The organism is Mucilaginibacter endophyticus (assembly GCF_003351025.1).
In the GTDB taxonomy this organism is placed as follows: domain Bacteria; phylum Bacteroidota; class Bacteroidia; order Sphingobacteriales; family Sphingobacteriaceae; genus Mucilaginibacter; species Mucilaginibacter endophyticus.
Map to the genome: position 1 here is coordinate 492,471 of NZ_QPCG01000002.1, position 14,489 is coordinate 506,959.

9 protein-coding genes are annotated in these 14,489 nt (G+C 43.5%); 6 read left to right on the forward strand and 3 right to left on the reverse strand.

Annotation, left to right across the window (positions count from 1 at the left end):
- Positions 1 to 19: 19 nt before the first annotated feature.
- The gene (locus DUL71_RS09595) at positions 20 to 1,711 is read left to right on the forward strand and encodes a sensor histidine kinase (protein WP_114937888.1); all 1,692 of its coding nucleotides are present in this window, start codon (positions 20 to 22) and stop codon (positions 1,709 to 1,711) included.
- Positions 1,712 to 1,717: 6 nt separating this feature from the next.
- Here the strand turns inward: DUL71_RS09595 and DUL71_RS09600 are convergent, their stop codons facing one another.
- The 3 genes from DUL71_RS09600 to DUL71_RS09610 all read right to left on the reverse strand — a co-directional run bounded on the left by DUL71_RS09600 (position 1,718) and on the right by DUL71_RS09610 (position 6,008).
- Positions 1,718 to 2,917, reverse strand: a complete 1,200-nt coding sequence (locus tag DUL71_RS09600) for an MFS transporter (RefSeq protein ID WP_114937889.1) — start codon at positions 2,915 to 2,917, stop codon at positions 1,718 to 1,720.
- Between the two features lie 84 nt (positions 2,918 to 3,001).
- A complete protein-coding gene (locus DUL71_RS09605) occupies positions 3,002 to 3,748 on the reverse strand; it encodes an HAD-IIB family hydrolase (RefSeq protein WP_114937890.1) in 747 nt (248 codons plus the stop codon).
- 64 nt (positions 3,749 to 3,812) lie between these two features.
- The gene (locus tag DUL71_RS09610) at positions 3,813 to 6,008 is read right to left on the reverse strand and encodes a carbohydrate binding family 9 domain-containing protein (protein ID WP_114937891.1); all 2,196 of its coding nucleotides are present in this window, start codon (positions 6,006 to 6,008) and stop codon (positions 3,813 to 3,815) included.
- A gap of 514 nt (positions 6,009 to 6,522) precedes the next feature.
- Here DUL71_RS09610 and DUL71_RS09615 point away from each other — a divergent pair.
- The 5 genes from DUL71_RS09615 (at position 6,523) to DUL71_RS09635 (ending at position 14,471) form a co-directional block, all read left to right on the forward strand.
- Positions 6,523 to 9,663 carry a SusC/RagA family TonB-linked outer membrane protein gene (locus DUL71_RS09615; RefSeq protein ID WP_114938519.1) on the forward strand — a complete coding sequence of 1,047 codons (3,141 nt, stop codon included), beginning with the start codon at positions 6,523 to 6,525 and terminating at the stop codon, positions 9,661 to 9,663.
- A gap of 12 nt (positions 9,664 to 9,675) precedes the next feature.
- Positions 9,676 to 11,490, forward strand: coding sequence for a RagB/SusD family nutrient uptake outer membrane protein (locus tag DUL71_RS09620; protein WP_114937892.1), 1,815 nt, complete (start codon positions 9,676 to 9,678; stop codon positions 11,488 to 11,490).
- A 19-nt stretch (positions 11,491 to 11,509) separates the two neighbouring features.
- The gene (locus DUL71_RS09625) at positions 11,510 to 12,217 is read left to right on the forward strand and encodes a DUF3823 domain-containing protein (RefSeq protein ID WP_161964404.1); all 708 of its coding nucleotides are present in this window, start codon (positions 11,510 to 11,512) and stop codon (positions 12,215 to 12,217) included.
- A gap of 18 nt (positions 12,218 to 12,235) precedes the next feature.
- Complete coding sequence (locus DUL71_RS09630; RefSeq protein ID WP_114937894.1) at positions 12,236 to 13,387, forward strand: hypothetical protein; 1,152 nt, start codon at positions 12,236 to 12,238, stop codon at positions 13,385 to 13,387.
- A gap of 76 nt (positions 13,388 to 13,463) precedes the next feature.
- On the forward strand, positions 13,464 to 14,471 hold the full coding sequence (locus DUL71_RS09635) for a family 43 glycosylhydrolase (RefSeq protein ID WP_114937895.1): 1,008 nt from the start codon (positions 13,464 to 13,466) through the stop codon (positions 14,469 to 14,471).
- Positions 14,472 to 14,489: the final 18 nt, after the last annotated feature.

Consider the following 14,489-nt stretch of genomic DNA (forward strand, 5'->3'; position numbering starts at 1 on the left):
TATTGATAATTATAACTATATGAACGTTTTATCAAGGAAGATACTGCTTGCTTTTTTAGCCTTCACCATAATCTTAGTTATTGCGGCTCTTTTTGTAAGGGACAAGATCGCCGAAAGACTGGCTCATACAGCCCAGGTATCGCACCTCATGGATCTTAATAATTCCAGACCGCAGCAGGCCCTTTTACTACTTCACCAGGCCGAGGATTTGTTTCAATCATCATTGGTAAATGGCGACCCGGCTAAAAGTAAAGCATATCAGGCCAAGCTTTCATTAGCTTTTGCCGAAATTGATACGCTGTTAAATATGCAGCACGATACTGCCAAACTAAATCCGGAGCAGCGTAAACAACTCCATGCATGGCATGATCAAAAAATAAAGCTTTCTGCTGATCTTCTCTCCGCCCGGCATGACTTTGACTCACTGCTAACAACCTCTTCTGACCTTAATCTTGCAACTGCTCAAAATAAGCTTGCTGTAAAAAGCAGCCAAAAAGTTCAAAACAGCACGGATACTATCACCCAGCAAGGTAAACTAAAAAGAAAGGGCTTTTTTGCCAGGATAAAAGAAGCTATAAAAAACAAAAACGCCTATGCAAGCGGATCCGGGGGCGTTGTCATTAATCACCGTACGCGGATTTATGTTGACTCGGTTACCCAAAAGCTTCGCACTAAAGACAAATCAAACTACCTGAATAAGCTGAAGCAGTTACAACAAAGCAACTCTAAATTGCAGGAAACACAAAGGCAGCTTATTGCCCTTAACATGCGGATCACCCATAAAATGGAACAGTTGATCAGCACCATTAAGGATATCAACTATAGCTTAACCGACGCCTTTAAGGGCCTGGCTTTTAACAGCTACCTGGAAACAACAAGCTTACTGAACAAACTTTACCTGAGCGCGCTTTTGCTATTGCTGGCTTTTGCCGTATTGCTGATTGTATTTGTTGTTAAACTGGGCCAATCCGAAGATCTTTTATTGAAGGAAAACGAACGCGCTGTAATGATAGCGCGCCAAAAAATGGATCTCCTGCTGCACATGAGCCATGAAATCCGTAACCCGCTTACTTCCATAAATGGCTTCCTGTATATTTTCAGCAGAACTACGCTTACGCCAAAACAATCAGAAATGCTGGGTACTGTGCGGGCATCATCCGACTTGTTGCTGCAAACCCTTAATGATACGCTTGATGCCGCTAAAATGGAAAGTAGCGAACTGAAGATCCACAATGATCCTTTTTGCCCGGACAAAACGTTGAAGGAGGTAATTGAAAGTATGGCATTCAGCGCAGATAAGAAACAACTGCAATTAAGCTATGATTTCCAGGGCGACCCGGAAGCCGAAGTTTTAGGCGATAGTTTCAGACTTAAACAGATTATCGTGAACCTTGTAAGCAATGCCATTAAATATACCGAGACGGGTAACGTTAAAATTAATGCCACGCTAAAATTAGCTGGTGGTAAAGGTGGGTTAACTGTTAATATTGTTGATACAGGAGCAGGTATCAGCCAGGAACAGCAGGTTAGCCTGTTTTCAAAATACTATCAAACTAACTCGGCAAAAGGTAATACCGGCACCGGCCTTGGTTTATATATCTGCAAGCAATTGATCGAACTGCAAAAAGGAAATATCAGCGTAAAAAGCGATGCAGGCAAAGGAAGTACATTCAGCTTTGAAATTCCTTATGAAAAGTATGAAATTGATTAACCGGTTTTAGGCCCGGAAGCTTTTTAACTTCCAGCCAATTACTAAACACAGCAAGAGGCCTAACAGCACCATCCCCATACTGAACGGAAAAATATAAAGCATCCCGAAGTGGCTTGCTACCCCGCCTACCAATGGCCCGGTTAGCCCAAGCGAAATATCCAGGAACAAACCATAGGCACCCAATGCAGCCCCTTTGTTCGAGCCTGGCACTAACTTTACTGCCTCCACTCCCAGCGCCGGAAAAACCAGCGAAAAGCCCAAGCCAGTTATGCCTGCGCCTATCAGCGCAATTTCAGGCATATTAGCCAGCCAAAGTACCATTAGCCCTACCGACTCCAATGCTATACATGCTACGGATGTTTTTAAACCTCCGTAATTATCGATTGCTCCGGCAAATATTAAACGGCCAAGGATAAAGAAAACGCTGAATACCGAAAGACAAAGCACCGCGTTAGTCCAGTTAAGATAGGCGTAATAGAGCGTTATAAACGTGGAAATAGTACCGAAACCCAAAGCAGCAAGGGTTAGACAGATGCCGTAGGGCGCAACAGTTTTAAGTACCGAAACAAATGATTTCCGTTGCTCGGAACTTTTGATCAATGCATCGGCCTTTCTTTTGGCCAATAAATAACCGCCAATTCCAAGTATAAAAACTACAATGCTGATACCGGCGATGCCGTAGTTATTATCAAGCAATATGCCTACGGGAGCACCTATTGCAAGCCCTCCGTAACTCGCGATACCATTATAAGATATCGCCTTTGCAGTATTTTGTTCACCAACTGTATTGATACTCCAGTTTATCGGGCTTGAGCCTATTAACCCTTCTGCAAAGCCTGTCACAAGTCGTGTAAGTGCTATAAGCCCTAAGCATAGTTCGCGATGATCTTTAAATAAAAAGGCGACAAACAAAAGCAAACCACTAATTGCAAAGCCCGTCGTCCCGGAAAGAAGAGCCGTTTTTGGGCCCTTTTTATCAATGATATTCCCTGCGTAACCTCTGAATAAAAAGGTGCTCAGGTATTGCAGACTGATAACCACACCGGCTACCATGGCGTTATAGCCTAACTGATTGTGTATAAAAACCGGAAGCACTCCAAGACTTAGTCCAATCGTAAAATATCCGATGAAAGTAAATTTAACAAACCCTGCTATTTCTAATGCGATTGATGACGTTCGGCTTTTTATACTCGATCCTGCTTCCATCTCGCAAAGATAGGTAGTTTCGGCGCCCGATTAAGTGTAAATTATACGCTTTACTTTTAATTAACATTTCAGGCAGTAGTGCTACTACTTCAGGCACAGGATTATTCCCTCAATAACACGCTTGGTTTCTTCCGGGTCGCCCACCTGGATACAATCCGCTCCGGTTGTACGGGCCGGGTGGTCATTACCTCCCTCAAACAAAGCATCGCCTATAAATATCATTTGCTTGATGCTGATCTCCAATGTATGCTGCAACTTATGAATGCCATAAGCTTTATCAATTCCTGGCTTTGTTATATCAATAGAGGTAGCCCCTCCAATTTGCACCGAAAATCCAGAGAGCGTTTTATCAAGTATGGCTTTAATCTTTTTACGTTTAGCGTATTTGGGGTCCCACTTTTTCTTTTCGTCCAGTGGCGCGTGCTGGCCTAATGCAGAAAATGTAATCTGACTCCCTCGATCTTCTATCTGATTGCCCCATGTTTTCCTGAATTTAATCCCGGAGGCATCAATGGCTTCATTTAATTTACTGACAATCTCCTGCCTTTCTGGATCCGTGAAATCTTCGGAATAAAGTTTTTTCCAACTACCTTTTTTATACTGATAATATTTGGTGCCGCAAGTTGGTAAAATTGACAGGTTTTTAATTGATTTTTTGCCAGGCAGGTTTGACAGTACCTGTTTTTCAAACTGGGGCCAGTCGCCGCCCGATATAATGGCCACTTTTGCAACTTTCATCAAATTGGTCAAAAGCGTGGCCATTTCCTGATCAAGCGCGGCCTTACTTTCGGCAAGGGTGCCGTCCAAATCAAATATGATGAGTTTTTTCATTTCCGGTAGATATCAAACTAATATCCGAACAGCAATCGGCAGCACTTGTTTTATAACAATACCGCTATAGATTACACCAATAGGTCCACTTTAAAGTAAGCTGCCGGTTTTTTACTGTATAAGGAGATGGTGTGGTGTTATCCCCATAAACAATAAATAAATCCGATGCCGGTTTATAACGCCATTGCAGGCGGGTGTTAATGTTGATATTATCTATCTGTTGGTTGTATTGAACATAGGTAGTAAAGTACAGCGTATTAGTGAAAGTAACATCAATCTTCGGGCCTACCAGCCAAAAGGTATTATGTCCAAAAGGTTGCGGCAGCCTTAAGTCATTAAATGAGGTATTGATAGCGATGTTTACATAAGGCTGAAAGCGGTAACCTATTAAGCTCGTAATACTGTTACGGATTCCTTTATCATAATACCCCCCATGTGATGCCTCCAGCAAATAGGTAAACACATTTTGCGGCTTGGATACAAACTGAACATCGATCGTGTTCCAGTTATGTTCGGACCCGGTTGGCAGCAGGCCTTTACCTATGTTAGTAGGATCATAAGGTTTTAACAACCGCACATAGTCATTTATGCCGGATACGGATAATGTTGCCCGGTTGCGGAAAGTGATGAGATAAGACAGGATACTTTCGTTATCGGTACGATGAAACGACTCATCAAAAAAGTAATTTGAAGTAAGCTGAACACCATGGCTCAGGATATTCCCCTGCTTAGGAAAAAAATTACGAAGCAGCAACGGACTTAGTTTGATATAGCCAACGCGGGGCACATAACCTACTTCGGCGTTATAGTTTTTCCCAACGTATTCTTCCTGCATGTACACCGTCCAGTATTTGCTTAGGTATTGAAAATGATCAGACACCACATAGTCATGACCACTTACCCCCGGCGTAAACGACTTTAAGGCCAATACCTTGCCCGTCCAGATATTGCTGCGCGATGCCAGATTGAACTCCGCGCCGATATTCCGGTTATAAGCAGCCGACCCGGTATTGGTACCAGGGATATTTGCTGTAGCGTCTTTATTGATAAACAAAAAACCAATATTGGAACGATCAAGCACCCGCCTTTGCAGCGTGATAATACCATAATTTTCAGGAGCTTGAGGCACACTTCCCGAGCCGCCGGTTTGAATATCCATAGCGCCAATTCGCCAGTCTTTATCCAGCTTACCTGTAAGCCGCGCGCCAAAATCGATAGGTACATTTAAGCCTATCCGTCGTGAAAAAAACGGGCGGATATCTGAATATCCAAAATTGGCGAACAGATCCCCATTCTCTAAAAAGAATTGCCGTTTTTCGGGAAAGAACAGTTCATACCTGTTCAGGTTAATTACCTGCTGATCAACATCCACCTGCGAAAAATCGGGATTAACTGTTAAATCCAGGTTTAGCGATGGCGTAACCGAGATCTTGGCATCACCACCTATTTCATGTTTGTATTCGGTTTTGGTATTATGCTGATAATCTTTAGATAAACCGGTAAGCGCATACGGAATGATAGATACATTGCTACTTGCCGTTGGAGGTGCCTCATCCCAAACCAAGGTACCGGTATACGCCAATGAAGCTGTGGGGAATTGCCTCGGGATTGGTGTCCAGCTCGATTTTTCGGCTGTCTTAAGGTCGTTACGACTAAAATTGATCCCCCACTCCTTGATCCCTTTTTTATAGCGGATGCTTTTAAAAGGAATAGACGCCTCCCAGATCCACTTATCAGGATAATTTTTTACAGCCGAATACCAGCGGTTATCCCAGCTCAGGTCAACTTTGCCTCCCTCGTACATACTGCCGTCCCACTGTCCACCGGCTGCATTTGCTCCAAAGCTAAAACCATCGGTTCGGGCATCAAAAGGATCCATGAAAATCAGGAAGTTGTCATTCTTCACAAAATTAAAGTCACGCTTCAGGGATTCAACCATATAGGGACCGGGTACAGAATTATAGTTAATGGCTATGATGTACAGGTTTTTATCATCATAAGTCATCCGCACTTCGGTTTTAACGGTAGCCTTGCTGGTATCCATCGGCAGCACCATAAAAAAGTCGCCGGCAGAATCAGCTTGCATCCAGGCCTGCTCATTCATCACCCCATCAACATTAATAGCTGAAGCAGCCCTGCGGATGTGATACTTATAGCCCGCGTTCTTTTTTTGTGCAGCTGCATAAAAACAGGTAGTTAAGCAAAACACAACAATTAATAACGTTTTTGCGGCAAGCAGACAGGGGTATTTAAAGGGCATTAAGATAAGGGTGTATAAGTTTATTGGTTACGGATTTTAAAACTACATTTTTTTGACAAAAATCAATGCCATGTATCACATTATTTACGGCCCGGTTTAGTTTCCTCACGCCGACAATTACATACCTGCTAATCCGTATCACCTTTTGTTAAAAATGTATCAAGCTATCTCCCCTATCATTAAAAATCAAATTATTCTTAAATAAAGCCATTTTTTTTCGCAATCGATTGCAAAAAAGTTCATAAAACCGCGTTTTTTGGCATTAATACGGCCTTTATTAATGTATTATTTATTTTTTATTAATGCCTGCCTGTTGTTTTGTACCTGAAATTATAAACCAACAACAGTGCTTTTCATCGCATAACCGCAACAGGGCGCTGCTTTAACCAACTCTTTTAAACCATGTATTACCACGCCCCTAACCCGCCGTAAGGCCTGCCGCTGCATGCGCTATTTATTACCCTGCATGGGTAACGATCAATTTAACCTTAAACAATCATCAAAGAGAGACGATATGAAAAAATATAAATACTTACTTATACTTTTCTTCCTTTTCCCGCTTAGTTTGTTAGCCCAGCAAACTACCATAAACGGAAAAGTAATAGACTTAACCGATGGGTCGACACTTCCGGGGGTAAGTGTAAAAATCAAAGGCACAAATGCCGGTGCTATTACAGATGTAGCGGGAAAATTCCAGCTGCAGGTGCCAGGCCCAAACGCTATTCTGCAGGTATCATACATAGGTTATGTAACCCAGGAAATAGCGGTTAAGGATATTAAAGATGGTACCATCGCCTTAAAAACAACCAATAAAAGCCTTGAGGAAGTCGTAGTTGTTGGTTATGGTACGCAAAAAAGGGCCACCATTACAGGTTCAATCGCCACGCTGCAAAGCAAGGAGATCACCACAACCAAAAACGAAAGCGTTATCAATATGCTTACCGGTAAAATACCCGGTGTGCGCATTGTTCAAACTACTGCCGAACCAGGCTCATACGCAAACAACCTGAACATAAGGGGTTATCAAAGCGCTCCTCTGGTTGTTATCGACGGTATCATCGGCGGTGACCAGTCGACCATTGGCCGTATGGACCCGAATGAGATTGAAAGCATTTCAGTGTTAAAAGACGCAGCTGCCTCTATTTACGGTATGCGCGCGGCTGGCGGTGCCATCATTATTACCACCAAAAAAGGCGGCAAAAATGGTAAGATCAATATCAATTACTCGGTTAACGATGCGATACAAACCTTTTTGGGCATGCCAGAAGGTGTTGGCGCTGTTGATTATATGTTGTTAACCAACGAAAAAGTTAAACGCGATTTTGCCAATAACTTTGTACACAACGTTACACCTCAGTTCTCCTATGCCGATATTAAACCATGGCTTGACGGCACTTACAAATCGGCCGACTGGATTGGGATGGTTTTCAAGAAAACAGCCAACCAGATACAGCATAACCTGAATATTGACGGAGGTAATGATAAGATCAGCTACTTCTTCAACTTCGGCTATCAGAAGCAGGATGGTGTATTTAAAACCGGTAGTTTGAATTATAATAAATACAACTTCCGTTCAAACGTTACAGCAACCATCACTAAAGGTTTAAGGGCACAGGTATTAACATCGGCCTGGATGGACGAGAAAAACCTTCCTTATACTGATGAATGGACCATTTATAAATATACCTGGAACCAGATCCCAACCCACCAGATCTATGCCAATGACAATCCACTTTATCCGGCTGTAATTGATGATAACATGAACCCCTCTATCATTACAGATGCCAATAAAGTAGGTTCAAAGCGTTTCCGGAACAAAAACATTACCAGTCAGTTGAATTTACAATATGACATCCCTGGAGTAAGCGGTCTTACTGCCAAGGCTTTGTTCAACATTGATTATGGCACTGCAGATAACAATATTGTCAGGAGATCATTCTCCCTGTATACTTACAAAGCCGATAATGATACATACATTCCAAGCTTAGTAAACTCACCTGCCGGTATTACACGCCAGTATTACACGCACTTAAATACCTTAAGCCAGTTAACATTAAATTACGCGCATACTTTTGCTAAAGATCATAACGTAACCGCCATGGCTACCTATGAGCAAAGTCATGAAACTGCCGATAACTTTAATGCTTACAGGGATATAGAAATTCCGGTTGATTACCTGTTTGGTGGTTTGCAAAACTCTAACATGGCAGGAGGTATGGATCCTAACGCACTGCAAGATCGCGCACACAGAAGTATCATAGGCCGTTTAAATTACGATTACAAAGGTAAATACCTGGCCGAATTCAGTTTCCGTCGTGATGGTAACAACCTTTATAAACCAGGATCCGACCAATGGGGCTTTTTCCCGGGTGGGTCTATCGGCTGGGTTTTAACTAAAGAAAACTTCTTCCGCAGTCTGGTTTCCGAAAATATACTTACCAACTTAAAAATCAGGGCTTCTTATGGTCAAACCGGTGATGAGGCGAATGCTCCTGCATTTAACTATGTAAACGGTTATACCTATCCTGTAAACAGCTACATCTTCGGTTCAAGTGCAGTTAACGGCTCGGCCCCAAAATTGGGTAACGCCGGCTTAACCTGGTCTGTAAATACCATAAAAAACATCGCTGTTGATTTTGGCTTGTTTGGTGGTAAAGTAGATGGTACCATTGAGGTTTTCCGGAACGATAGAACCGGTTTACCTGCTCAGCCATCAGTTGCATTACCAGGCACTGTAGGTGCGGCCGTACCACAAATTAACTATAATAGTGACAGGGTTCAGGGTCTGGACTTTAACCTTTCATACCGTAACACCTTTGGCCAGGTTGGCTTAAACGTATCTGGTAATATTGGTACAACCCGCTTAAAAGCGTTAAAAGTGCTTCGTGGTCAATCGGGTAACGAATACCTGAACTGGAAAGAAAATCAAACCAACAGGTATCAAAACGTTTGGTGGGGTCCTGAATATGCAGGCCAGTTTACCTCATACAACCAGATCTACAACTATGGCGTAAATACAGGCGGCGGTAATAACAACACCATCCCTGGCGATTACTACTACAAAGACTGGAACAATGACGGTGTTATTGACGATAAAGACAGTCACCCTATTGCCACCACCGATATCCCGTTGTATAACTACGGCCTTACTATCGGCGTAAGCTACAAAGGTTTTGACCTGAATATGCTTTTGCAGGGAGCAGCAGGCGTTTACGTACAATATGGCGAGCAATTTGCCGAGCCATTGATGTACAACAGAAGTGCCTTAACCCGCTTCCTGGATAGCTGGCACACGGTTGATCCTTCAGCAAACGTATTTGATCCGAACACGCAGTGGGTACCCGGATATTATCCGGCTATGGGTTCTCCATCTGCACAGGGCACAAAGGCCATCCAAAACGCCAGTTACCTGCGTGTAAAAACACTTGAATTAGGTTATTCCCTGTCTCCTGCTGTATTGAAAGCCATTGGGGTTAAAAAATTCAGGGTTTATGTAAACAGCTACAACCTGCTAACATTCACCGGATTAAAGAATTACGACCCAGAACACCAGGGACCTAATCCGAGAGACAACAATGATTTCAGCAAAGCCCTTGGCGGTTACACCTACCCAATGAACAGGACCTTTAACCTGGGTGCTAACGTTTCATTTTAAATCATTTAACACATGAAAAAATTACATAAACTCATTATAGCAATTTCTGTCGGTGTAGGTACTTCGGTAACCTCCTGCCAAAAATTAGATATCCCGCCTACCAATATTTTCACTCCCAATATTATTTATGACAGTGAGGCTGGTGTAAAATCATTTTTAGCAACCATTTACACCAATTTGCCCATCGAGGATTTCAAATACCGGCCCGACCAGGGATTTAAAACGGGAAGCAACGACTGGGAAAACTTTTATAACTCGGCCTCTGTTACCGGCGAAGAGGTTGGTCCGTTTGGCGGTATGGATATAGGCGGGGGCTTTGGTTATTGGCCATATGGTGACATCAGGAATGTGAATACCCTTATTGCCGAGCTACCTAAACATACGGCAGCCTTAACTCAAAACACGGTAAACGCGCTACTTGGCGAAGCACACTTTTTAAGGGCTTACTATTACTTCGGATTGGCAAAACGTTATGGAGGTGTGCCAATCATTAAAGAACCTCAGGATCCGGCGGCGCCTTTATCTGAATTACAGGTACACCGCGATAAAGAAGAAGCTACCTGGGATTTCATTGGTGCCGAGCTTGACCTGGGTTATCAGATGATGCCTGAAACAAGCGATGCGGGCCGGGCAAACAAATATGCTGCTGCCGCTTTAAAATCAAGGGTAATGTTATATGCGGCGTGTATTGCCAAATATGGTTCAACCAATTTTGTTGACGGTCCGGCACGCGCGCAAGGTTTGGTTGGTATTCCGGGAAGCAAGGCCAACACCTACTTTCAGGCTGCTTATGATGCCGCTAAACTGTTGGATGGTCATTATTCGCTTTACAGCGCCAATTCGGATAAGGTACAAAACTATGTCGACCTGTTTTTAAAACCAAGTCCCGAAAACATCTTCATTAAGCAATATTCTATCGCTAACCATACAGCACACAGCTGGGACGATACCATGTCGCCGCGTTACTTTACGGCCAATGCGCTATCTCGCTCATACCCTACGCTTGACCTGGTACAGCTTTGGGGCAACCTGAGTGTAACTAATGATGATGGTACGCCTAAACGTTTCAATAGCCGCGCCGAAATCATGCAGGGCCTGGAGCCAAGGTTAGTAGCAACTATTTACTTCCCTGGCGCTATATTAAGGGGCCTGATGTTTGATATGCAACGTGGTATTTACCCTTCGTTCAGCGGTACTGCCGCAGCCGAAGTTGCCAAACAACCCAACTCACGTTCCTACATTCTTGCAGGCGATACCAAAACCCTTTACCAGGGCAAGCAGGTTATAGGTTTTACCGGTCCGTGGACTGGTGGTGACGAGCTTACCCGTACAGGTTTCTATGTTCGCAAATATGTTGACTACAACAAACCTCAGGCATCTGTTGACCTGAACCGCAGCGAACAACCATGGATTGACCTGCGTTACGGCGAGATCCTGCTGAACCGTGCCGAAGCCGCTGTAGAATTAGGCAATAACGGTGATGCCTTAACCTCTATCAACCTGCTCAGAAGCCGTGCCGGTGCAACGCCGTATGGTTCTATCGATCTGGATAAAGTACGCAAAGAGCGCCGCATGGAGCTTGCTTTTGAGAACCAATACTATTGGGATTTAAAAAGATGGCGCATTGCCGATGTGGTGCTTGACCGGGCACACTTTAAAGGTTTGATGCCATACTATGTATTAAACGAAAACAAATACATTTTCCTGGCCGAGCCCGAACTGTTTAACAGGGAATACACTTTCCAAAAGCAGTTTTATTATGAGCCTATCCCTGGTGGCGAAATTGGCAAAAACCCTAATCTGCTTCCTAACAACCCTAATTATTAAGAATTTAAAAGTTAAAGATATGAAAAATCTGATTGGTAGAATTTTGGTGGGCATAGCTATACTGGCAAGTTCTGCATGTACAAAAACAGATAACTATGATGGCCCCAATGCTTCGTTGCAAGGCAATATATTATCATCTGAGGGCGGTAACCTGCTTACCTCGGGCGGCAGCACTACTATCAAGCTACAACAAATAGGCTGGACAACGCCGCAAACCATCCCAAGCAAATTTGATGGTACTTATGAGGATAGTAAATTGTTTAAAGGCGGATATAAAATTGTGCCTACCGGTGGTGCATTCTGGCCCGTTACAGATACAGTGACAGTTAATATTGATAAAGGTACCAAGCATGACTTTACAGTTACGCCGTACATCGTGATCAAAAACTTCACCCATACATTAACCGGTACTACACTTACCCTCACATTTGATATTGATGCCCCTATTATTGCTGGTTTACCAACCATCAAAGATGTGCAGCCATATGTAAATACCACTAAACTGGTAGGTACAGGCGCTTCTATCCGTGACTTTTCGGACCTGAACGCCAAAACCATCAACAAGGCATTTATTGATATGAGCGCTGCCGAAAAATCCATGACACTTACTGTACCCAATCTTATTCCGGGTCGCACGTTTTTTGTGCGGGTTGGCGTCCGTTTGAGCGATAGCTTCAACAGCTCAAATTTTTCGGAGATAGTACAGGTAGATATTCCTAAAAGTTAACCTAAAACCAAAAAGGAAATGAAATTCAATAAAACAATGATGGCTTGCTCCATCCTCATGATAGGCCTGATCGCTGCAGGCTGCAAAAAAGAAAAATATTTATCACGCGATACTTCATACCTGAAGCCGCCACCACCCGACACTACTGCTCCACCGGCGGTAGACCCAACGTTGATATCCTTTGACAACGCTGATAAAGCTGATGGCTGGCAAACCGTGGGTACACCCAACATCGCTACCAGCGGACAAAAGGAAGGTGCAGGCTACCTGAAAAATACCATTGCCAACGGTAGCGATTTTATGCAGTTCATCAAAGACCTGTCTACCCCTCTTGATACTAAGCTAACCGGCAATAATGGTCAGTTTAAATTCTGGTGGTACGTATCGGATGTTTCATTACTGAAAGCTGATGGTTCTATTGAGATCACGAGTTCAGGAAAATCAGATGATCATGAATCGGCCTGGGATGTGGCTCCTTTAATACCGACACTTAAAAATGGCTGGAACGAAATTGCCCTAAATTTCAGCAAAGCCATTAAAACAAACGACGGCGGTGCCGATTATTCGGCTATCAATCACTTCAGGATTTTCTTTTTTACAACAAATAAAGATCACGGCGATCTGGTTACCGGTGTTGATGACCTGGTATTCAGAGCCGCTCCAGCCCCACCGCCGGTGGTATTTGATAACGCCGATAAGCCGGACGGCTGGCAAACTGTTGGCACACCAACTATAGCAACAAGTGGGCAAAAAGAAGGTACAGGATATCTTAAAAATACCATTGCTAACGGGAGCGACTTCATGCAGTTTATTAAGGATATCGACCCGCCTGTTAATAGCAGCTTTAGTGCAGCCGATGGCAGGTTCACTTTCTGGTGGTATGTATCTGATGTTTCGTTGCTGAAAGCCGATGGCTCTATTGAAATCACCAGCTCTGGTAAATCGGATGATCATGAATCGGCGTGGGATGTAAAAGATTTGATCCCAACGCTAAAAAATGGATGGAACCAGATCACACTGGACTTTGATAAGTCTCTCAAACCCTCTGGTACTGATCCTGGTGCCGATTATAGCAAAATTAACCATTTCAGGATTTTCTTCTGGACTCAAAATAAAGATCATGGCGACCTGGTAACCGGCATCGATGATCTGAAGTTTATCTCCAAATAGCCATTCCCCAATAATAATTAATAAGAGCCGGCTGCAGGTATAACCTTTGGCCGGCTTTAATAACAGTAACATCATAATGAATTTAACTACTTTATTCAAACCATTAACAATAAAAGCTTTGCCCGCCGCGCTTGCCATAGCATTTGTGCTTACCGGAACCAGCCGCACCAAAGCCCAGGAAAAAGCCAAACAACAGGAAAAAGCTACGACCGATACCACCGGCAACCCATTTATCAGGAGCATGTACACCGCCGATCCGTCCGCGCACGTTTGGGCTGATGGCCGCCTTTATGTTTATGCTTCGCACGATATCTTTCCGGCACGCGGCTGCGATCTGATGGACCAATATCATGTTTTTTCGACAGATGATATGGTACACTGGAAAGATCATGGTGAAATCCTTCGCGCAGCCCAGGTGCCATGGGGGCGTAAAGAAGGCGGCTTTATGTGGGCTCCTGATTGTGCATATAAAAACGGTACCTATTACTTTTATTTCCCGCATCCAAGCGATACCAAATGGAATGAGAGCTGGAAAATTGGCGTTGCAACCAGCAAAAGTCCGGCGAGCGGTTTTACCGTTCAGGGTTACATCAAAGGCCTCGAATCAATGATAGATCCATGTGTTTTTATTGACGACGATGGTCAGGCTTACTTTTATTACGGTGGCGGTGGTACCTGCAAAGGTGGCAAGCTAAAAGATAACATGATGGAAATTGATGGCGAAATGAAAACCATGGAAGGCCTTAAAGATTTCCATGAAGCCAGTTGGGTGCATAAACGCAATGGCGTTTATTACTTATCGTACTCAGATAACCATGATGTTAGCGGTAAACATAATCGTATGAATTATGCCACCAGCAAAAGCCCCCTTGGCCCATGGACATATGGCGGCATTTACATGGATCCAACCGATAGTTATACCAATCACGGTTCTATTGTGCAGTATAAAGGCCAATGGTATTCATTTTATCATACCAGCGCATTATCACATGAAGACTGGTTAAGGTCTATCTGTGTAGATAAGCTTTATTACAACGCCGACGGTTCTATTAAAATGGTCGAGCCTACATCTTTCAAAAAATAACGAGCAATATCGTGTTAT